Source organism: Promicromonospora sp. NPDC057138, assembly GCF_042670845.1.
GTDB lineage: Bacteria > Actinomycetota > Actinomycetes > Actinomycetales > Cellulomonadaceae > Promicromonospora.
The window spans coordinates 26,415-47,044 of record NZ_JBHUUX010000004.1 but is presented as its reverse complement, the minus strand read 5'-3'; the positions used below and the strand labels follow the sequence as shown (position 1 = coordinate 47,044).

General features: G+C 68.0%; 10 protein-coding genes and 1 pseudogene. 4 read left to right on the top strand and 7 right to left on the bottom strand.

The window, feature by feature from the left end; all coding sequences use genetic code 11:
- The first annotated feature begins 4 nt into the window (after positions 1-4).
- Both ACFT2C_RS04195 and pglZ read left to right on the top strand, forming a co-directional pair.
- The gene (locus tag ACFT2C_RS04195; RefSeq protein ID WP_377205747.1) at positions 5-3,859 is read left to right on the top strand and encodes a hypothetical protein; all 3,855 of its coding nucleotides are present in this window, start codon (positions 5-7) and stop codon (positions 3,857-3,859) included.
- Positions 3,856-6,588, top strand: a complete 2,733-nt coding sequence (gene pglZ, locus ACFT2C_RS04190; RefSeq protein ID WP_377205746.1) for a BREX-2 system phosphatase PglZ — start codon at positions 3,856-3,858, stop codon at positions 6,586-6,588. The genes ACFT2C_RS04195 and pglZ overlap by 4 nt, the downstream gene beginning before the upstream one ends.
- Before the next feature lie 398 nt (positions 6,589-6,986).
- Here pglZ and ACFT2C_RS04185 read toward each other — a convergent pair whose 3' ends face one another.
- Positions 6,987-8,135 (bottom strand): hypothetical protein, encoded by a 1,149-nt coding sequence (locus ACFT2C_RS04185; RefSeq protein WP_377205745.1) that lies wholly within the window; start codon positions 8,133-8,135, stop codon positions 6,987-6,989.
- A 329-nt stretch (positions 8,136-8,464) separates the two neighbouring features.
- Between ACFT2C_RS04185 and ACFT2C_RS04180 the strand changes: the two genes are divergently transcribed.
- The gene (locus ACFT2C_RS04180; RefSeq protein ID WP_377205744.1) at positions 8,465-9,208 is read left to right on the top strand and encodes a hypothetical protein; all 744 of its coding nucleotides are present in this window, start codon (positions 8,465-8,467) and stop codon (positions 9,206-9,208) included.
- A 60-nt stretch (positions 9,209-9,268) separates the two neighbouring features.
- On the opposite strand, the gene ACFT2C_RS04175 is transcribed toward ACFT2C_RS04180, so the two are convergent.
- From ACFT2C_RS04175 to ACFT2C_RS04155, 5 genes are all read right to left on the bottom strand, one after another.
- Entirely contained in the window at positions 9,269-10,000 is a 732-nt protein-coding gene (locus ACFT2C_RS04175) for a hypothetical protein (RefSeq protein ID WP_377205743.1), read from the bottom strand.
- A 119-nt stretch (positions 10,001-10,119) separates the two neighbouring features.
- Entirely contained in the window at positions 10,120-10,863 is a 744-nt protein-coding gene (locus ACFT2C_RS04170) for a hypothetical protein (RefSeq protein WP_377205742.1), read from the bottom strand.
- A gap of 342 nt (positions 10,864-11,205) precedes the next feature.
- Positions 11,206-12,504 carry a TIGR02679 domain-containing protein gene (locus ACFT2C_RS04165; protein ID WP_377205741.1) on the bottom strand — a complete coding sequence of 433 codons (1,299 nt, stop codon included), beginning with the start codon at positions 12,502-12,504 and terminating at the stop codon, positions 11,206-11,208.
- A complete protein-coding gene (locus ACFT2C_RS04160; protein WP_377205740.1) occupies positions 12,495-16,964 on the bottom strand; it encodes an SbcC/MukB-like Walker B domain-containing protein in 4,470 nt (1,489 codons plus the stop codon). Before ACFT2C_RS04160 ends, ACFT2C_RS04165 begins: the two co-directional genes overlap by 10 nt.
- Positions 16,961-18,430 (bottom strand): DUF2398 family protein, encoded by a 1,470-nt coding sequence (locus tag ACFT2C_RS04155; RefSeq protein ID WP_377205739.1) that lies wholly within the window; start codon positions 18,428-18,430, stop codon positions 16,961-16,963. Before ACFT2C_RS04155 ends, ACFT2C_RS04160 begins: the two co-directional genes overlap by 4 nt.
- On the opposite strand from ACFT2C_RS04155, the gene ACFT2C_RS04150 reads away from it, so the two are divergent.
- The gene (locus ACFT2C_RS04150) at positions 18,367-18,576 is read left to right on the top strand and encodes an EspF repeat-containing protein (protein ID WP_377205892.1); all 210 of its coding nucleotides are present in this window, start codon (positions 18,367-18,369) and stop codon (positions 18,574-18,576) included. The genes ACFT2C_RS04155 and ACFT2C_RS04150 overlap by 64 nt on opposite strands.
- Here ACFT2C_RS04150 and ACFT2C_RS04145 read toward each other — a convergent pair.
- Positions 18,576-20,054: pseudogene (locus tag ACFT2C_RS04145) on the bottom strand (DUF2397 domain-containing protein); the annotation flags it as partial. The gene ACFT2C_RS04150 and the pseudogene ACFT2C_RS04145 sit on opposite strands and share 1 nt — an antisense overlap.
- Positions 20,055-20,630 lie beyond the last annotated feature (576 nt).

The window sequence follows — 20,630 nt, the reverse complement described above, 5'->3', positions numbered from 1 at the left end:
TCCTGTGACCGCCACGACCATGCTGCGCGACGCCATCCACATTCCGGAGACTGTGCAGGACTCGGACTTCGTGATGAAGATCCACGAGGGCGTGCCGGCCGCTGAGCAGACGCTGCGCGACTACGTGGTGACGTCGGCAATCGCCGACAAGTTCCACGACGGGCTCACACTCGTCGAGTCGGCGCTGGCCAAGGGCACTTCGCAGGGAGCGTTCGTGCACGGCTCGTTCGGTGCCGGCAAATCGCACTACATGGCGGTGATGCACCTGCTGCTCACTGGGAACCCGACGGCCCGGGCGAAGGAAGAGCTAGGCGACGTCGTTGGACGGCACGGGGATCTGCTGGGCAAGAAGCTGTTCGCCGTCGACTACCACCTGGTGGGGGCGGACACCTTGGAGGGCGCGCTGTTCTCCGGGTACAGGGATGCGATGGTGGCACGGCACCCGGAGGCGGAGGTGCCGCAGTTGCAGGTGTCGGACGCCCTATTCACAGACGCCGACCGCCTGCGCGTGCAACTTGGTGACGAGGCGTTCTTCGCGCCGCTCGGGCTCGAGGCGACGGTCACGGCACAGGCGGCGCCCGCCCCCGACCCGTTCGGCGCGTTCGAGGCGACCACGGACCCAGCCGCCACGTATGAGGCGGCGAGAACGGCACCGCCGGCGGACAGCACACGGCAGATGGTTGTGGCGCGGCTGGTGGAGTACTACTTCACGGGGTACGCCACGGCCGGTGCGTGGCTGGACATGTCCAGTGGGCTCAGGGTCATGACCCAGCATGCCAAGAACCTGGGGTACGACGGCGTCGTCCTGTTCCTGGACGAGCTGGTGCTGTGGCTGGCCGGGCACCTGCGCAACACGGAGAAGATCCAGAACGAGACGTCCAAAGTCGCCAAGCTGGTGGAGACAGGGACGGGCAGCCTTCCGGTGCCGGTGGTGTCGTTCGTGGCACGGCAGCGGGCGCTGAAGGACTTCCTGGGTGGCGGCGCTGTCGGCGCGGAGCAGGTGGCGCTAGACGACCACTTCCAATGGTGGGAGGACCGGTTCACCAAGATCGAGCTGCCGGCCGCGGCATTGCCGCAGATCATTCACAAGCGCCTATTACTGCCGACGAGTGACGCGGGCCGTGACGCCTTAAGCGCAGCACTGAGCGCGGTGAAAGCGAACCGGCGGGCATGGAACCACCTGCTCACGGACGAGGCGGGGTCGCAGGGCGGCGACTTCGAGATGGTGTACCCGTTCTCGCCGGCGATCGTGGACGCGATGGTGGCTCTGTCCGCGATCATGCGGCGGGAGCGCACGGCAATCAAGATCATGGTGCAGCTGCTGCAGCGCAACCGTGACCAGCTGACCGTGGGCGACGTGATTCCGCTGGGCGACCTATTCGACGTGGTCGTGATGGCCGGTGAGGACCCGCTGACCCCGGACATGAAGAAGCTGTTCACAGCGGCACGGTCGTACTACAAGGACAAGGTGCTGCCCTACCTGATGGCCAAGCACCAGGTTGCGGACGAGGCGGCGCTCCAGAGGCTCGGGCGGGACGAGCCGTTCCGCCGCGACGATCGCATTGCGAAGTCCTTGCTGGTGGCGGCGCTTGCGCCTGGGGCGGCGTCGCTCAAGGATCTGACCGCGAGCCGCATCGCGGCGCTCAACCACGGGACCATCCGGTCGCCGTTCCCGGGCCGAGAAGGTGCGCAGGTCGCCGGCCTGGTGCGGGAGTGGAGTGCCCAGTGGGGCGGCATAACTGTGGGAGAGACGGACGACCCGGTGATTTCGCTCCAGCTGTCGGGCGTGGACGTCGACGCGCTGCTCAGCTACGTGGAGACGCAGGACGGGTTCGGAGCCCGGCAGAACCTCCTGCGGGACATGATCGTGGCCGAAATCGGAGCCAAGGAGTCCGCGACGCTGGGCGGGGGCCAGTACTCGCTGTCGCACGTGTGGCGCGGGCAGCGTCGCGAGGTGGACGTGGTTTTCGGCAACATCCGCGATGCCAAGGACCTCACCACCGAGGCGTTCCGAGCCGTGGACGGTCGATGGAAGCTGGTGGTCGACTTCCCGTACGACCGGGACGAGAACCAGAGCCCTGCGTCGGACGAGGAGCGGCTCTACACACTGCGGAGCGACGACTTGGTCACCGACACCATCGCGTGGTTGCCGCATTTCCTGACCCAGGCCAAGCAAAACGACCTGGGCAAGCTGGTACAGCTCAAGTACATCCTGACCGGCAGCCGGTTCGACCAGTACTCCACGAGCCTGGCCGTGCCCGAGCGGGAGCCCGCGCGGAGGCAGATGGTCGTCCAGCAGAACGCGCTCTGCGAGAACATCCGGGCCGCGTTGCGGCAGGCGTACGGCATCGACAAGGCCGACACCGCGGTGCGGCAGCACAACTCGGGTGGCAAGTTCGCCACGCTGGCAGAAGGGTTCGACCCGACCAAGCCCGCGGCGGCGACGCTGCTGCAGGCGGTCAACGGCGTGCTCGGTGCGGCATTGACCGCCCGGTATCCGACCCACCCGCAGATCGACCGGCCCGAGGAGGAGGTGCGACGCCCGGAGCTGGCAACGGTGCTTGAGCTGGCGCGACGCGCCGTCGCCTCGTCCGACGGTCGGGTGGACCCCGTCGACAAGGCCACGCTGACCAAGGTGCGGCGGGTGGTCGGGGCGTTCGGTGTGGGCAACCTGAACGAGTCCACGTACGTGCTGAATCGGCAGCACTTCCACTGGTCTGACGAATTCACCAAGGCCGCGAGCGGCGAGGCCACCGTGGCGGGCCTGCGCGCTGCGCTAGCCGGGCACGGCATGACCTCCGACACGCAGGACTTGCTGATCCTCGCGTGGGCAGCATTGGAGGACCGGGAGTGGTTCCGCTACGGGAACAGGCTCCCCGAACCGACGCTCGGCACGCTCGCGGGCGACCTGGAACTGCGCGAGCCCGTGCTGCCCACGCAGGGCGAGTGGGAAACGGCGCTGCGGCGCGCCAAGGCGCTGTTCGATGTCGGTGCCGACGAGTACCACCTGTCCAGTGCCGCAGTGGGTCGACTCGCGAAGGCCGTCGGGGCCAAGGCCGTTGGGCTGAAGGAGGGTGCAGACCTGCTGGTCGCCCAGCTGACCGCGCACCGGGACGTGCTGGGTCTGGATGACGTCGCGCCTCGCTGGGCGTCCGCGGTGCGAGGGCGCGACCTGCTGGCCGCCTTGGTGTCGGACTCGAACCCAGTGGGGTTGGTGCAGACGCTCGCGGAGTTCTCGCTGCCCGACGAGCTAGGCGCGCTGGCGAGATCTACCGCGACCGCCGGGCAGGTCGGTCACGCGGTGCGCGGAGCCAACTGGGGACTTCTTGACCAGCTGCCCCAGCTCGGGGGTTCTGACGGCGATGCGGCGTGGACCGCGCTTCAGACCGTCGCCCGTTCCGACCAGTCGCAGAATGACCTGACCACCGCCCTCACCCAGGCGCAGGCGGCCGTGACCACAACCCTTGTGCACCGCAAGCCACAGGTGGACCCCGACGAGATCGAGCGGAAGCGCCGCGAGGCAGAAACGCGAGCTCAGGAGCACACGGCGCGCGAGGCAGAGGCTCAGCGCCTGCGACAAGAGGAGGCCGAGCAGCGACGCCTGCGCCAGGACGCCGAACTCAAGCAGCGTGCGGCAGAGGCGGCGGCCTCGGCCGCGACAGCCGAGCTGGAGAAGCTGCGTCAGAAGCACGAGGAACGAGAGCGTCATGCTGCCGACGACGTCGCGCGGCGTTCTTCCGACAAGTCCGTGGCGCTGACCAAGGTGGTCCACGTGCAGGAGCTCAGCCAGAAGCTGGTCGACGAGGTCACCAAGCCCGTCGCCGGCAAGACGCTGCGCGTCACCTGGCGGTGGGAGTGAGCACGGGGCGTACGGCGGGCGCGGCCCCGCGTGCCGTCGTCGTCTCCAAGGCCCTGGTCCAGGCCCGGGCCAACGCACTGGTTCGCCGGGGAGGCGGCGCACGGGTCCTGGTGCTGCGCGCCCTGCCTGAGTGGGAGCACGGAGATCTCGAGGCGGACGGCAGAACCATCCGGGTACTGGCTGGCGTGTCCCAGCTGGCGATCCTGGACGCCTACGAGTCGCTGCCGCAAGACCAGAACCTGATCGTCCTGACAGACCGCCCCACAGAGGACCTGGGCGACGTCGTCTTTGCCCGCGCCCTGACCCACGACATCCTCATGCCCGACGAATGGGCCGCGATCCCCGGCCTGTTCCCGGGCGCCAAGGAAGTCAGCCTCGACCTTCGCCGCTACGAATGGGCGGCGAGCGCCCTGCTGGACCATGAGCCGCCCGGGGGCTGGCCGGCGGCGTCGGGCAAGATCGCCGTCTCCGCCGAGCACGCCCTGAGCGCACTGCTCGCCCGCCTGGTGCGTCTCGATCCAGGAACGCCCCTGGACGAGGTGCTGCTCCTGATGACGCTGGGCTCCAAGGAATCGCGGGCGTCGTGGGCCGCCGTCGACGGAAAGATCCGCAAGGGTCTGACCCGATGGGCCCAGACCGAGCTCGGTACCGCGGCGGCCTTCGCCCTGCGCGTGGCGGCGGCGTCCGAGTTGGTGGCGCCGGCCGCTGTCGCGCTCGCTGTCGACGTGCTCTGGCCGGAAGAGGACGGTGCGGCCGCGCAGGAGCAGGTCGCCGCCCGGGCACGGGTTGAGAAGTACCTCGGCGGGTACGCGCTCAGCGCTGCCGAGGCGCGCGCCGTGGTGCAGGTGGCGCACACCGCCGTGCTCCGGCTGTCGCTCGACGACCACCGCGCGGCCCGCGACCTCCCGGTGCTGCTCGAGATGGCGCAGGCGCTGCTCGGCGACTTGCGGTGGCCGGCGGGTGCCGAACGCTCCACTGTGCTGCCCGCCGGGTACGCCGCCCGTGCTCGACACTTGGCCGCAGCTCTGGAGGGCACGGCCTCGGCACCTGTCGAGGCAGCGCTCGCGGATCTCCTGGCCCACCGCGACGCCGAGAACGGCCGCGCTGAGGCGCCCCGCATGGCGGTGCGGCTGCACCGCTGGCTGGCCACCAAGGAAGTCGCGACCGACAGCCTCGGTGCGGACCTGCGCCGCCAAATGGACGATGGCGCGTGGGTTGACGCCGCGTTGGGGGTTGTCTGGTCGGCGTCGGACGATCCCGAGGTGCGCGACGCGTACCGCAGGTTGATCGAGAACGTGCGCACCCGCCGCCGGGCACGGGACGAGCTGGCGGCACGACGACTTGACGAGACGGACGTGGAGCTCGCCTTGGGCGCCGGGCTGACCGGGGCTGTACCGGTGGAGCGTCTTCTGCGCGCAGTGGTTGCGCCGTGGCGTGCCACGAACCGCGTGCTGCTGGTGGTGCTGGACGGGATGAGTGCTGCGATCGCTGCCGACCTGGCCGACGAGGTGACGCGCTACCGCCTTGCCGAGTGGGTGCCGACCACGAGCCGACGGCGAGTACCTGCGCTAGCCGCGCTGCCATCGTCGACCGGTGTCTCGCGGACGAGCCTGTTCACCGGGCAGGTGCGGTCGGGGGACGGGGCGGTGGAGAAGGCGGGTCTGGCCAAGTCCTTCCCGGGATCGGTCCTGTTCCACAAGGGGGACTTGCGGGCCGAGGGCGGCGCGCGACTTCCCGAACCCGTCATAACCGCGATGGGAAACACGAAGGTTCCCGTGGTGGGCGTGGTGATCAACGCGATCGACGACGCGACACACAAGAACGACACCTCGGCCGAGTCGTGGACGATCGCGCGACTGGCGCCGCTCGCGGCCCTGCTGGAGCTTGCGGCGCTGCACGGTCGCGCTGTGGTTCTGACGTCGGATCACGGCCACGTGGTTGAGAGGGCGACCGTGAACGCGCCACCGACGGGTGCTGAGTCGCGGTGGCGGCCCATGGCGAACGGGACCGCGGTCGGGCCGGGGGAGGTGATGGTGTCAGGGCGGCGCGTCGTGGCCGGCGACGACGGCGAGGCTGGCGACCAGGCGATCCTGCTCTGGCGAGACGACCTGCGGCACGGGCGGGTTCAGGCCGGCTACCACGGAGGGGCGTCGCTCGCCGAGATCACGATTCCAGCGCTGGTGTTCCAAGGCGTGTCCCGGACCGATGGGCCCGAAGGGTGGAGCATGGCGCCACCGCAGGTGCCTGTGTGGTGGAACGACCCAGTAACTGAGCCTTCCCAGCCCAAGTCCGCCGTTAAGCCGAAGTCGCGGGCGACGAGGAAGCGCGTCACGGGTGACGCGGTGCACGCGAATGGGCTCGGGCAGGACGCGTTGTTCGAGGTAGCCCCCGACGCGATTCATATTCCGCCAGCGCGCGCCGGCGAGGACCTGGCCACCGCTGTGCTGTCGAGCCCGGTGTATGTCGAGGAGCGGCGGATTGCCGGCAAAGCAGCAGCGGACGACGCCATCGTGGGCGCCATGCTGCGCGCTCTGCTCGAGCGGGATGGGCGGGCCCACCGAGACACGCTCGCCGCCGCGGTCGGCATCGCTGCCGCTGAGATCGCGGGTGTCCTGGCGGCCGTACGGCGGGTGCTGAACGTGGACGGCTATGCGGTGCTCGCCACCGACGACGGTGGCGAGACGGTGCGACTCGACGAGTTGCTGCTGCGGGATCAGTTCGAGGTGTGAGTTACGGGTGGGCAATTAGCTGAGGGCGCGTTGCGCGAAGGGGAGCTGGCCTGGCCGCACGTGGCGGCGCTACAGGGTGGGCCTCGGCCCAGCTGCGCGAGGCATTGGGCTCTGCCCCTGGGCTTGAGGGGCCTGCTCACGATCGCCCGAGCGCGCTGTCCGGTGTGCGAGCTGCACCTGTCCGCCGAACAGGTCGACGTACTGAACTTGAAGGGCATGACGACGCTCAAGAGGCGGCCGCGGAGGCGTACGTCCCTGACCGCTTGGACGAGTGGTAGAAGTCTCTAGAGGGAAGCGGGGCAGTGCAGTCGCATCTTGCAGATGGTAACTCTGCAATTGTGACCCATCACGTGGGGGCGGGTGCGGTGCGGGAAGCAGAGTTCAGCTAGTTCGGTGGACTATGGCGTGTCAAATGCGGTGAGGATCGTCTCGATGATTGCACGGACACCGGTCCAGTCCTGGTTGGTCGCAGCGCGCGGGTTGTTGAGTGCAAGTGTGACCTTTTTCCGAAATGCGGTTTGGATGCGACGTTTGATCTGATCATCGATTGCGCCTTGGTAGGCCTTTAGGCTCTTTACGTATCCGGTCCACTGAACTGGCGCCAGCCGTCCGTGTTCCTCAAGAAGCTCGCGGCCCAGGTACATCTCAAGTATTCCTGCCTTGCGGTTGACGTCCATGAAAACCGGGTCGTTGCTCTGTGGCCCAAGAGTTGGATAGTCGGAAAGCAGGGGAAGATCTGGGTAGTGGCGGACGCGGTAGCTGTTTGGAAGTCGACCCGTCTTGAGCTTTTTTAATGCGTCGTGGGCGGCGGTGTCGTTATCGGCCAGTGCCAGGACTCGATTCGCGACCCCGGCGGCTTCGAACGACGTCACAAGTTTGGCGAGACTTGCAGCGCCTCCTTCAGGGCGATTTGAAAAGTCCATGAAGCGGACGAACCCCACAAGATGAGGATGTGTCACTGAAAGCGCGAGGCTGAGCAGGGACGCATCAGTTGACCCCTCTGTGAGGACGATCAGTGGTGCATCGGTGGCCACGCGAGCTGTCCGGTCCTGACGTTCGAGGTCCGTGATCGGCGTGGTTGGGTCTAGGAGTCCCCAGGTCTTAAGGTCGCTGAGTTCGTAACGGATCTCCATAGAGTCGTCGTCGACAGCGTCGAGGGCCAACCGCATTACAATCCAAGCATCGAGGCGGATAAATGGATCGGGCTCTTCGTATAGCTCGAACTCTGGCAGATCGGTGCTGTTGGCGAATCTGCGTAGTTCCTCAGTGATCGCTTCTGTGCTATACGGGTCTGACTGCATGTCTGGATCGCTGTTATGTGCGTGGACGGCCCCTTCCAGTTCGGTCAGGGCACGAGCCTTGGTGACGCCGTGAACTTGGAGCCGGTCCAGAATTGCCCGTACAGAAGATGCAAAGTGGAACTCGCTCTCAGCATCGGAGTGGACTTCGTTCTGAGTAAATAACGCTGCGGCCGCGGGTAAGTAGCTCTCCCGGACGGTCAGGAGATTGAGGTGGTCGTTGATGGCGATCCAGGTGTGTGCCGACACGGGACCATTATCAGCGTGCGAGGGGCTTCGGGGGAGACGATCGCATCTGGTGCGTCTGTGCGACGTCGTGGACCTTGGAGGGCCACCCTGAAGTGCCGAAAGCCGTGGCACCACACGTCGACACACTGGGAGCACTCCAAACGCTCCAGCGCGCTGAGGTTGCGCGATGCGAGGTCCAGTCGGGCTTCGTGATCGCGGCAGTCTAGGAGGTCACCTAGTACGGAGCGGATGAGATCACTCAGGTTCTGGCCGCGGCCGCGCAAGAGCCGCACGCTGATCCTTGGTGATGTCGTCGAGCGTGGGTAGGAGGGCGCCACTAGGTTCGGCACGTGACGACTCCTGAAGGGGCTGAGCCCGTACAGCCACCCGTTGGCCCCGAAGGCGTGCTGGTCATCGAGGGTTCACAACTACAACTCCGCGACATCGTGCTCAACCTCGACGGCAGCCCACCTCCGGCACTGCGCGTCCTGCTCTCTTGGGAGATCTGGCCGATGTGGCTCCGCGTCGCAATCGAGCACGAGGCTGCCGCGCGCAGGTTCCGGGCGAAGCTTCTCCAAGCAGATGGCCCTGATAGCGACCAGTTGCGCGCTGACTTGCTCGCTTCCGAGACACGAGCGTGCATGGTTGCGATCACGGCTTCGGCGTTCGCTTTCGAGGCGATGGCGCTGTCGGCGGCTGCGAAGGCGGGGCTAGCCAGCGGAATTGGCAGTCGGACGAGCGCTGCCAAGCGTGTCGCCGAGATGCTAAAGCAGTGCTTCGCCATTCCGCCCGACCAGTTCAAGGCTTGGCGCGCGGGGCTTCAGCAGCTGTTCACAGCGCGGAACCAGGCGGTGCATGCAGACACTGGCTTCCATGAACCACTCCGACACCCGGCGCTCCGTGCAGGCGTACCCCGCCCTGCCCACGTGTACCGGCTTGAGAACGCCCAAACTGCGGTGGAGGGCGCTCTGGCTTGCGCGCTGGCGTTTAGTAAGGTTCCGCGAACTACGCGAGGCAAGGCGTTCCGCCGGGCGGTAGCGGCGTGGACAGGAATGGCCGATGAGCTTCGCGACCTGCGCGACTCACTGAAGTAGTCCGCCGCGGGCGACGGCGGGTCCGGCATCGGCATGTGAACCGGGGCGTTCGGCAGCGGGTCAGGCCGGCGTCTCGGGCAGGGTCGCGCCGTAGAGCCTGGTCATGCGCTCCGCGAGGGGCAGGGCGAGCAGAGCGACTGTGTCCGAGTGCTCGTCGTCGGTGCGCCGGAGCCGGTCGGCCCCGACGTCGGTGTACCAGTCGGACATGACCTGCACGGCCGGTGCCGGCCCATCGCGCAGCAGGAGGTCGAGCGGGTCGTCGTCGTGCACGAGGTCGTGCAGCCAGAAGGTGCTCGCTGTCGCGAGATGTCGGTTCGCGACCGGGTGATCGGGCCAGGCAGCCAAGGCCGCGCCGATGTCACCGGTCAGGGCGGCGAACGTTGCGAAGGCGTTGGTGACGCTGTGATGCGGATCGGGTGTGGTGATCAGGTCCGCCCACCAGGCGGCGATGAACTCTGCGATCACCTCCGGTTGCGGCGCAGGCCAACCGCGCCAGTCAAAGCGTGCCAGGCAGTGTTGATCCGCCCAGAAGGTGTGGACCGTCCCGTCGGCCATGGCGCGCGCGAGCTGGGGCAGGATTCGACGGACCATCGCCTCGTGGTCCTCGAGGATGCCCAGTGACTCGTACGCCAGCAAACCGAGCGTGACTGGGTCGATCTGCGCACCGGAGACTTCTAGCTCCGGCACGCCGTCGTCGCCGTAGCAGTGCGTGCATGGGTTGTCCGCGGCGCAGGTGAAGGCGCCGAACACGCGGTCGACGTCGTCCAGCGCTCTCTGAAGACGCGGTGTCATGGCGCGAATCCTGCCAGGCGCTCACGGCTAACACTGCCCCGGAGGGATTGCTGCACGGACATGTGACAGGTCGACCAGTCACCTGTCCGTGCAGCAGTCCCGTGCGCTCACCGGATGAGTCAAAGGAGGTACTCGAGTGCTTGGGCGAGCGGCTCGTCGCCCAGTTCGGGAGTCCACGTGACGACCCGGACGCGCCTTTGATGACTGCTGCCTTCGCCAATCTCCATCCATTGAGGCACGTCGGTGTTGGTCACGACCAGCAGGTACTCGAGTCCGTCGACCGTTCCGACAGGGCCGAAGAGGCGAGACGCGAGGCGGTCGATCGATTCCAGCAGGAACCCCGGCTCGACGATGCCACCACGGATGTATCGCGTGTCGACAGCAATGGTTCCGTTCACAACCACATCAACGACTTCGTGCCCCACGACGACGCTTCTCGTGAGCCGGCGAAGGGCCGCGACAGCTGACTGCTCGAACCGGTATCCCTTCGTGATAGTCACGACCCGCCGCGGAACACGTGGTGATTCGCTCGCGGCCTCTTCGAGGATGCCGGCAGCAACATCCGTCATGTGACCACCCTGAGCGGACGCCGAATCGGTGCCTGCATTGCGCATCACTACTCGGAAGACGGCCTTGCTGAACTCTGCCTCGTTGTCGCCAACTTTCAGTCGGTGGAGGGTCTGCCCGCTGACCGCCAGGTAGGCGAAGACCGCTCCGGTCAGGATGAGTGCCGCACTTCCAACACCGTTCGTGTTGACGAAGACTGACCATGAACCGGCAGCGAGGCAGGTGCCAGCGACAACGCCTGCCAGAGTTCGGGATCGCGCACCCAGGCCCTCACGCGGGCTTTCATCAGCACTCATCGGCCGCATTTTGCCGCAGAAGTCGGATCGGAGCGAGGAATGTGTACGTCACGGCTACCGTCGGTTCGGCACGCTCTGACCTGCGGGTCCGCGTGCGCGACGCTAGGGTGGGTGACGATCCAGCAGGGTGTGCTTTCCATTGGGCGCTGATGGGAATCGAAGCGCTACATGGGTCATTTCAGCGCTGAGCGGCAGGGTATGACTTATTCGTGCAGCAGTCCTGAGGCGTTGACCTGCGCCTTCACGTGACTGCCTGTCGACGGCTGCCCGCAAGGTGGTCGCTTGGCCACTCGGCACTGACCGAAGTAGGTTGCCGAGCGTTTGGCTGGTCGCGGCTAGCGTTCAGGGTCTCGGGGACATGTCGGCGAGCATCGCGTCGAGTCGCTCCTCTTCGTATGTGCCGTCCTCACCGGGCAGCCATGGGGCCACCATGCCGGGTCCGAATCCCTGCTTGATCTCGGTGACGATCTCGCCGGCGATCTGCTTGCCGGCGCCGTCGCGATCGGTGCTCAGAAGCATGCGGGATCCGCTGGCCGCGATGGCGGCCAGCACGGCCCACGCCGCGGTCGAGGGCCGCCCGTACAGACAGACCAAGGGCGGGGAGTAGACGCCGAGGCGGTCGGCGGCGGCCTCAATCACCGACGGGTTCTCGAACACCCGCACCACCGTGAGCTCGTGCCGCAAGGCGGGAGGCAGGCGACACCCGTCGCGTGTCAGCCGCGCGGTGATCCACACCGGTTCACCGGCGACGCCGGTGATGTGGGCGAGGTTCGGGTTGGGTCCCTCCAGCGGCAGGTTGAGCACCAAGACAGTCGAGGAGACTTGGTCGCACAAGACACCGGCGCGCTCCCATGCGGCCCGCCACGGGCGAGCGCGTAGTGCACCCTTGGCCGCCGCTACCGCGGCAGCGACACGGCCCGAACCGGTGGGGTCGTCCTGGTCGTCGGCTCGGTGGTTGTCGCCGCGAATATTGTCGTCGCCGTTGTTGTCGAGGTAGGCGAGCGTCGCGGCCAGGATCCGTGCGGCCGCTCGCCCGGTGGCACGGTCTCGGTCGAGCGCGTGCGGGTCGCCCAGTTCCTTGCCCGCCAGTTCGGCCAGGCCGATCGTCCCGATCCGGGTCGCTGGCAGACCGGGCGGGTGCGGCATCATGCGCCATGCCGTGGCCACGGCACGGGCCACAGGGAGCCGGTCGGTGCCCAGCCAACGGTTCCCGACGGCATGGTCGGCTACGGGACGGGGGATGCCTGCCTGGGTTAGGAGATCGCTCGCGTCGGCGCGCACCTGTTGCCGCGTCTCGGCTGCCTGTCGGTTCTCGGCGGGCCGGTTGCGCAGGGGTCCGCCGACCGCGACGAGCAGCGCGTCCAGGTCGACGCCCGCGTCGGCCAGCTTGGCCCGCAGGAGGCCGAGCTTCACTGGGTCGTCGGTGGCTTCCCAGTTCAGGCCGAGCATCCGGCCGACGTCGGTACGGTGCTCGGGTGCCACTGGAAGCACGCTGCGGCCACCAGTCTTGCCGGACTCGACCTTCTTGCGTGCTCCGGCCAGGAGTGCCGCGGCTCCGGGCAGCCGCGACCAGTCCATGATCGAGCTTGGCACGGTCACGTCGGCCGTCGGCAGGCCGTTGGTCTCATGGTTCACGTCCACAGGGCCTCACCCTCCATCACGCCGTCGTGCCGGTCGTCGTTCGCGATGTGGTTTCCCGTCTGACCGTCCAGGTCCGTGGTGGACCAGGTTTGTTCGGCCATCTCGATCCGCTCGGTGGTGCCGCCGGCGAAGAGCCACAGACCCAGGTCCACGCCGGGTATCGGTGCGGGGGCACGGTTGACAGTCCAGACCGCAGCGCACGGGACCTCGCGGGAGGCCACCAGGGCCTTGGGCCCGGCCAGGACGAAGTCGAACTCGAACTCGACCAGCATGGCCAGCAGGCTGGAGCTGTTCTCCTGGTCGAGACCGTCGAAGGCCTCGTCGAGCCAGAGCGGGCGCGGCGCGATGCGTGAGGTCTGGAAGAGCGTTGCCAGGGTGGCCAGCAGTGGTTGGAGCATCGTCATGACTTTGGCGCCCCCGGAGTCCTGGGAGTGCCGGGCAGCGGTCAGCTCATTCCACCGTTGCGATGCGCCTTCCTTCGCGCTGGCCAGGACTCGCCATTCGGTCACGACCGCGAACCAGTTGCGGTAGTCGAGCTTGTCGACCAGGAGTGCCTTCCAGTCCTGTCCGGAGGCGTGACCCTCCTCCTGCGCGGCGCGGATCTGTGTGGCCAGGAACGTCTGGACCTGGTCTTGGACCACGGGGGAGTCGATACCGTCGTTCAGGAGCCGCTGCAGGACCTGGAAGCCGCCCACGTGCTCAGGGACGGGCTTGCGCTGCAGACGAACGACCGTACGGGTGGTGCCGGTCGGGTGCTTGTCCAGAACGGTGTTGACGTCGGTGATCAGCCTGGCGGTCTCCTTCACCTTGGCCCGCAGGTGGTCGACGAACGTCGAGGCGAGCAACTCCTGCATCACCTCGTGCATCTTCTCGTCGTGCATCGCGCCCAGCTCGGCGGCCCGGTTCTCCAGCTCACGCACGGCGGCGACCGGTTCGACCGTGGTGCCCGAGGCATCGACACGGACCCGGACCTGAGGCAGGCCGGTTGCCTCGTCGTGATCGACGCTCGCTGACCGGCCCCCGGTGCGGTCCAGGGTGTTGTTCAGCGTCATCAGGCCTGGACCAGACAACCGGTCGCGCAGCACGCCGAGAATCCTCTCGCGATCCTCGCCCCCGGACTGCTTGCCTGAGTCCGGCCAGCCGCGGGGTGCCTTGCGGGAGGTGCGCAGGGCCCGCGCGTGTCCGACGGCACTTGTCAGGGTGCGCGACTCGTCGGCCACATCGATCCCGCGGGCGGCGGCGAGTCCGGCATCGACCGTGACCCACCACCCGGTGAGCTTCTCCGTTCGGGTCTGTTCCGCCGCCAGCCGCCGCTCGTCGACGGCCTCCAGATCCGTGGTCGCTTTCGTCGCGACCCCGGTCAGGTCTCGGATCTTGGTGTTGAGATCGTCGAGTTCCTTCTCGAGCTCGTCGAGGCGGCTGCGGAGCCGGGCTTCCTGGTCGAGCTGCTCCTGGTGGGTGGTGGTCAGGTTGGCCTTGGCCGTGTCCAGCTCGATCTGCAGCATCTCGCACCGTTCAGCATCTTCAACGGCCACGGCCTCCGCCTCCTGGGCGGCCTCCTCGAGCCGGTCGACGGTCGCCTCCCTCTCGGTAACGTCGACCTGTTCCCGTTCCCGGGTCGCGATGCGCTGCAGAAGCCGCTCGACGTGGTGGCGCGTGTCGTTCAACGCGATCTCGGTCTCGCGCAGCCGGTTCACCACGAGGGTGTGCTCGGCGGCGTAGGCCACCAGCGCGGTGTGCGCCTGGTTCATCTCTGCCTCGATCGCTCGCGCCTTCGCTGCCTGGGTGCGCAGCTCTTCGTCGGCCTTGTCCAGCTCGCTAACCGCCGAGGAGAGGTCACGGGCCGCGGTGACCAGATCGACGTCGTCAGGTGCCTGAGCGGTCACGGTCGCGTACTTCTGCGCCAGGGCGCGATGCCGCTCTTCGTCCCGGCCGTGCTGCGCAGCCAGGTTGCGCTCCTGCCCAGCCTGCTCCCGCAGAGCCGCGACCGTGCGTGCGCGGGCCTGTGCTCGTGCCGACGCACCAAGCAGGCTCGCCCCCTCCACCGGGACCGGCGCACGCCCCGAGGTCAGCGGCGTGACCCAGGACCCGTCCACCCCGACAAGAACTCCGGCCCCGGCGCGGGGGGACGACCCCAAGGCGCCAGGTCGGCCGCCCGCGAGGCCGACAGGTCCATAGTCGCCTGAGGCGGGTCGATACCGGACCACGTCCAGGACACTCCGTGCGGTCACGGCCAGCTCCGCGAGCGGCTGCCCGTCGTGCGCCTTCTCGGCGAGCCCGAGCGCATTACCGAGGGTGCTGACGTGCTCGCTACGTTCCTGTGTCGGGTTCGACATCGTGACGACGTGGTCTTCGCCGTCGCGGCCGGGCGCCCAGATACCGTCTGGAGTCACCCACGCGTCCAGGAGCCCTGCGCCGGCCAGCGCCGCTTCGAGGCCGGCCACCTCCTGGTCCGTGAGGTGCGGCAGCGGGTCCAGCAGCTCCCATAGCGGCGCTCCATCCGGCCCGGAAGCGGGCCGGGGCCGCCGCCGCCACAGCCCGGGCTCGACCGGTACCGGTTCGGGCCTGGCTTCCTCGTTGTCGGCCTGCTCGTCCAAGTCTCGGGCCCAGGCCAGAGCCGCCTTGGCGTCGTTGCTCGCCGTGACCGCGGCCGCGTTGACCGGTTCAAGCGCAGGAGTGAGCCACTGGTCGCCGACCAGGTGACGCAGCACCTGGACGGGCCGTGGCCCGGTGCAGGCTGCCTGGACCGCATCGAGCCACCGCTCTCGTACCTCGACCGGTGGGGCCATGATCCCTTGGTGCTCCGCTAGGCCGGTGGCCCAGGCTTCCAGGTCGTCGGAGAGGGACTGTTCTGCGTTCTCGTACTGGTTCTGCGCGGTGGTGTGCTCCGTCTTGCGCTGCGCGAACCGGGCGTCGGACTCGGCCAGGGACGCCTGGGCACGTTCGTGGAGCTCGGTCTTCTTGCCCAGCCTGTCGTCCAGGGCTTGGGCATGGTGAACGTCCCGGAGGCGTTGGTCCACGCCGGCCTCGAGCCGCTCCGTGTCCCGCTGGTCGACCCAGGCGCGCGCATCCGGCAGCCCTGCCTCGAGACCGGTCTCGGCGGTCAGGTCGGCCTGTTCGGCCAAGCGTCGATCGGCCTCGGCCAGCACACCTCTGGCGGTGTCCAGCTCGTCGGCGGACCGTGTTGCTGTCTCCCGGGCCTTGACCGCCGCTGGGCCGGTACGTCTGCTGGCTGTCTGAGCGGTCTGGAGCAGTTCGGTCAGGCTGGTGACGTCCTTGCCGGCGGCGTCCGCGTCCCGGTACTTCGTGCTCTTGATGAGCTGTGTGTGCTGCGCCCGTACCCGTGTTCGTTCGGCCTTGGTGTTGGTCTCGTGGCCCAGTGCGTCGTCGTACTGGCTCCTGGCCTCGTCCGCGGTCTGCTGGGCTCGGTTGCGTTCACGGGTGACGTCGTCGACGGCGGTGACGGCCGCGACCAGTTCGTCGGCGGCCCGTCGAAGCACGGCGTCGGCCCATGGATTCCACACGGCCTGCAGGTAGGCCTTGACCGCCTCCTGAGCTTCCCGGGCGTCGTCCCGGTCCCGGGCGAGCTGACCGAGCTGGTCCCACCCGTCGGCCAGCTCATGGATCTCGGAGGTCTCCAAGGGTGGGAGCGACTCGCGGATCCGGTCCACCACCCAGCCAGGGTCCAGCTGGTTCCCGAGCTTGGGAGTGCGCAGGGTCTTGAGGAGCTCGATCACGATCTTCAGGCGGGAAGGGTCGGAGAATCCGAACAGGGAGGTCGCGACCTTGTTTTTGTAGTCCGTGCCGTCCTTGCATGGGACCAGGCCGGGCATGATCATCGTCGGCTGGACGACCGCCTGTCCCTGCACGAGCGTCAACCCCGCCCGGACTCGTTCAGGTCCCTGGTGGGTGACCCAGGTGGGATCGACCTGCTGGGTGGTCCGGCGGCCCTGGACGAACAGCAGGGTCGTGAAGTACTCCGGGCCGGTTTCCGTCAGGCGCCCGTACTCCACCCAGGTCCAGCCGCGGTTGAGCTGCTGGGTCACGGGCCGGCGGTCCTTGGGGTCCTCGGTCGGGATCAGGTAGTAGCGGAAGGACCGCTTGGAGTTGCCGAACGTGTCGACGTAGCGTGGAGACAGGTCCCCGGTGAGCATCGTCAGCGACGTCATCGCCATCATCGTCGACTTGCCCTGCTCGTTCTTCCCGATGAACTGGGCACGACCGTCGGCGCTCCAGTACTCCGCGACGTCGAACTCCCACATGTTCACCACGCCGGCGCGCAGCTGCTGCCACCGCCGCCTGCCGGGCTCGGGCAGCCCACCGGTCAGAGCTGCCTGGCGCCAGTTGCGTAGGGTCGCCTCGTCCAGGTGCGGGTCGAGGGCCACCGTCGTGCCGTCCTGGGCTGTAAACGTCTCCGCGTGGCCTGCCTGAGTGGGGCTGGTGGTCGATGGGCTGGTCATGCGGGTTCTCCATCAGGCTCGGTCGACGCCGCGTGGTCGGACGAGGCTCGGCGGCTGTCCGGCGTCAGGGAAGCGTCGTAGGCGTCGTCGCCGGTGGCGTCATGGGCGGGGTGGGTGAACAGGTCGTCTTGGTGCGTTGCCGGGCTGGGTTCGATGAGCTCGGGGTCGCGGTAGCGGCCCATGACCGGAGACAGGCGCCACGACCCGTCCGGCCCGGTGCGCAGCATGCCGAGCCATCGCAGGACCTCCTCGGCCGCCGTGCGTGTCTCGGCGGGACGGCCTTGGAGATCTTTGCGGAACAGGTGGCCCTTCCAGTCCAGGAGGTCCTCGACGATGTGGTCGACGTCGCGGGTGTCCAGGTGGACGAACCCGTCCGCGTCGCGGTGCCCATCGCGGCCGGCCTTGTCGGCGATCATGAGTGCGGCCCAGGATTCCGTCTTGTGCGTGGGCCAGTCGACGGTGGCCGGGCAGTCGACTTCGGTGCTGATCCAGACCAGGCCCTCCGACCGGGCCTCGATCGACCCGCCGATCAGGCCCAGGACGGTCTCGGCACGCAGGCCACGCTGCACCCGCGCGAGCTCCGCCTCGTCCGGGAGCAGGTCCCCGTACAGCAGAGCGGGCGTCTCCACCAGGGCCCGCAGATGCCGCACGACACGGGTGGCCTGCCGTTGCGTCTCCCAGATGGCGGCGGGCGACTCCTCATCCTGGCCGGGATCCTCGGCCGGCTCAGACTCTGGTGGCTCTGCCGCATCTAATGCGCTGTTCCAGGCCGTGGTCCCGAAGCGCTGGGCGCGGACCTGGGGGGCCTGTGCGAGCTGGTCCTCCTGGTAGGCCGCGAGCGTGATCGTCCCCGGGGTGACGAACAGCAATAGCGCATCCCGGTCCACGTCATAACCAGCGCCGATCCCGGTACGGCTGTCGGTCCATTCCTGCAGGTCCGCGACCAGCGTGGCCCGCTTGCGCAGGATCCCCCAGTGCTCCAGCTGTTCCGCAGCCTTGGCAAGAGCACGGCGTTCGGTCAGGCGGTCGGGGTCATACGGCGTCAACGCGCGGTCGGTGCTCCGGGTGATCTCGGCGACGATCTCCGACAGGCGCACGAGCGTGACTCCACCCTCGACCTCCTCGCACGCAGCCGCCAGCAACGTGGTCAAGGTGAGCACCCGCCGTGAAGGCAGATCCAGGCGAGGCGGCGGTGCAGAAACCGTCCCCATGACCGGGTTGCGCACCAACCGCACCGCGTCACCCATGCGGGTGCGCTGATAGTCCAGGCGTCTGCAGTAGCCATCGATCTGCTTGGCGTACCGCTGGATGTCACGGAACAACGGACGGTCCACGTGCGCCGACACCAGTGGGCGGACCAGGAACCTCAGGAACGTCAGCCGGGCCGGGATGTCCTCGCTCGATGTCGTCCTGTTCGGTGCGGGGGCATACCCCGTCACCGGTGCGCCAGCGATGTCGTCACTCATCTCCTGCTCCCACCTGGCCCCGACCGCTGCCGACCGTGAGGACCTCCGCCAGCAGACCGTGCAAAGTGGAGTCGGGGCCCGGTGGCGCGTCGTTGGTCAGGCCCAGCGTGTCGATCCGCAGGACCGTGACGATCAGGTCCGGGTAGACCAAGCGGCCCGCGGGGATCTCGATGATCGCGTCAGGTGTCCCAGCGGCCGGGACAGTAGCGACCAGGTCCCACAGGTCGTCGCCGGTACGCGCATGCACCGCGGTCCCCGGAGCAAGGGGTCCCGCGTGCTCCCGGCGTGCGTGGGCCAGGGCGAAGTCGATGTTCTGGATGAACTCCACCAGATACTCCGCGACCCGATCGGACAGGTTCGACCACCGCGACAGGGGCCGCCCCGACAGCTCGAGGAGTTGTTCCACGGCGCGTGCCTCGTCCACGGCTGCCGCCGCGGCAGCTTGCCGCGCGGCCAGCTTGCCGGCAGACCTGTCGAACATCCGCGACGGTGCGCCTCGGGCGGCCCGCGGGCCTTGCCGGCGAAGCCTTGCCTCGATCGGTGAGGGATCGGCGTCCCAGAACGACATCGACTCCGCACCTAGGCCGGGGTGGGGCGTCGAGAACCCGAGGTGACGCGCGGAGAACAGGCCGGTGTAGGTAGTCCACGTCCGCCAGAGATCGTCCTGGTCGACGGCGCCGTCCAACCGCTCGGCCAGATCGAGGAGCTCGGCCCTGCGCGACACGTGGCCCCCGAATCCCGCCAGCACGCGCTTACCGCGTACTAGGGGGACGATGGTGTCGCGGATCTGCCGTCGCAGCGAGGCTCCCTGGCTGGTCGGACCGTCGAACCAGGTCAGTATCCGGCCCAGGCCATTGGCCGTCTCGGCCATCGCCCGCGCGACGGCTTCCTCGGAGGCATCGACGCCGACCAGGTGCAGGGCGACGCGCCGGTGCGCCCGCTCCTCCACCGCGAGCACCGCGGTCGCGTCACGCACGATGTCGCCCGAGTAGATGTCGATCCCCGCGCCCCACATATTCACGTACCCCGAGAGGGTTTCGTCCAGTGCTGCGATCTTCGTCGCGTCCGGAGTCCCGGACAGGGCAGCAGCCAGGCGTGCCTGCCAGCCGGTGGCCGCGTCGGACATGTTCTGCATCGTCGGGAAGATCACAGCCCACGCCTCCGCCGCAGCCTTCGCGTCCGTTCCGATGGACGAGGCCAGGGTCTGAAGCTGTGCTGCGATGACCGGCGGTGCGAGCGTGGCCGCGATGGCCGACGCATTCGTGGTCCCCAGGGCAAGCACCGCCCGGTGCAGCTGGGCTGCCTCCTCCGAGAGCTGGTACCGGCCGCGGTGACGTGTGAAGTCCTCGTCGGACCGCACCCGGTCCTCCCACGCGAGAATGACACCCCACGCTGCCAACCGGGTCAGCCGATCATCCAGCCTCAACACCTCCGGGTCCTGCACAGCAGCGAGGGTTCCTTCGTCACCTGAGAGGTGCTCGGCAAGACGAGCACGCACGAGCGTCTCGAGCTGGTCGTGCGGGATGCCGCTGAGGTACTGCGGTTGGTTCTCCAGCATCACATCGACGATCAGCCGGTAGACCGGCGCCAGGCGTTCCGACGTCAGGTAGCTAGCGACCGTCATCGCACCGGGCAGGCCGATGACGTTCCACAGGTCTTCGAGCGGGCCTGTGGGCGGTTCGACGGAATCTTGAGCTGACATATCGACTCCCTACGGCGTGCGTCTAACGACGGCGTACGTGCCCGGGTTGATGCACGGCATCAAAACACGAGCTACTGACACTCGAACCGGGCCCCGGACGTTGTGGCCCACGTGATCCTCAGAACAGCCGCAGGAGACAGACCGTCTGAATTTCACGAACGTGATATTCGGCCGTGTTCCCAGGGGTCATGACGCGAGGGGCCTGGCTCAGCGCTGCGCGGCGCCCGGCTCCGCAACGGGCAGCACTCCTGCTTCAGGCCACGGCCGGATGACGGTCGGGATGTCGGTGGTGGGCGGCACCATCCGACGCATCCCTGAGGAGCGAAACATCAGGGGATGTGTCGGTGGATGAAGGGCCGCCAGAGGCGGTCACGATCGAGGCGGGACTGCTGCACGGATAGGTGACACCGAACGCGTGGATCCGAGTAGGGTCGATGCGATTGTGTACTACTGCCCGGCACCTGGCAGCGCGGCCCCTCTGGCCTGCGGATCCGCGTG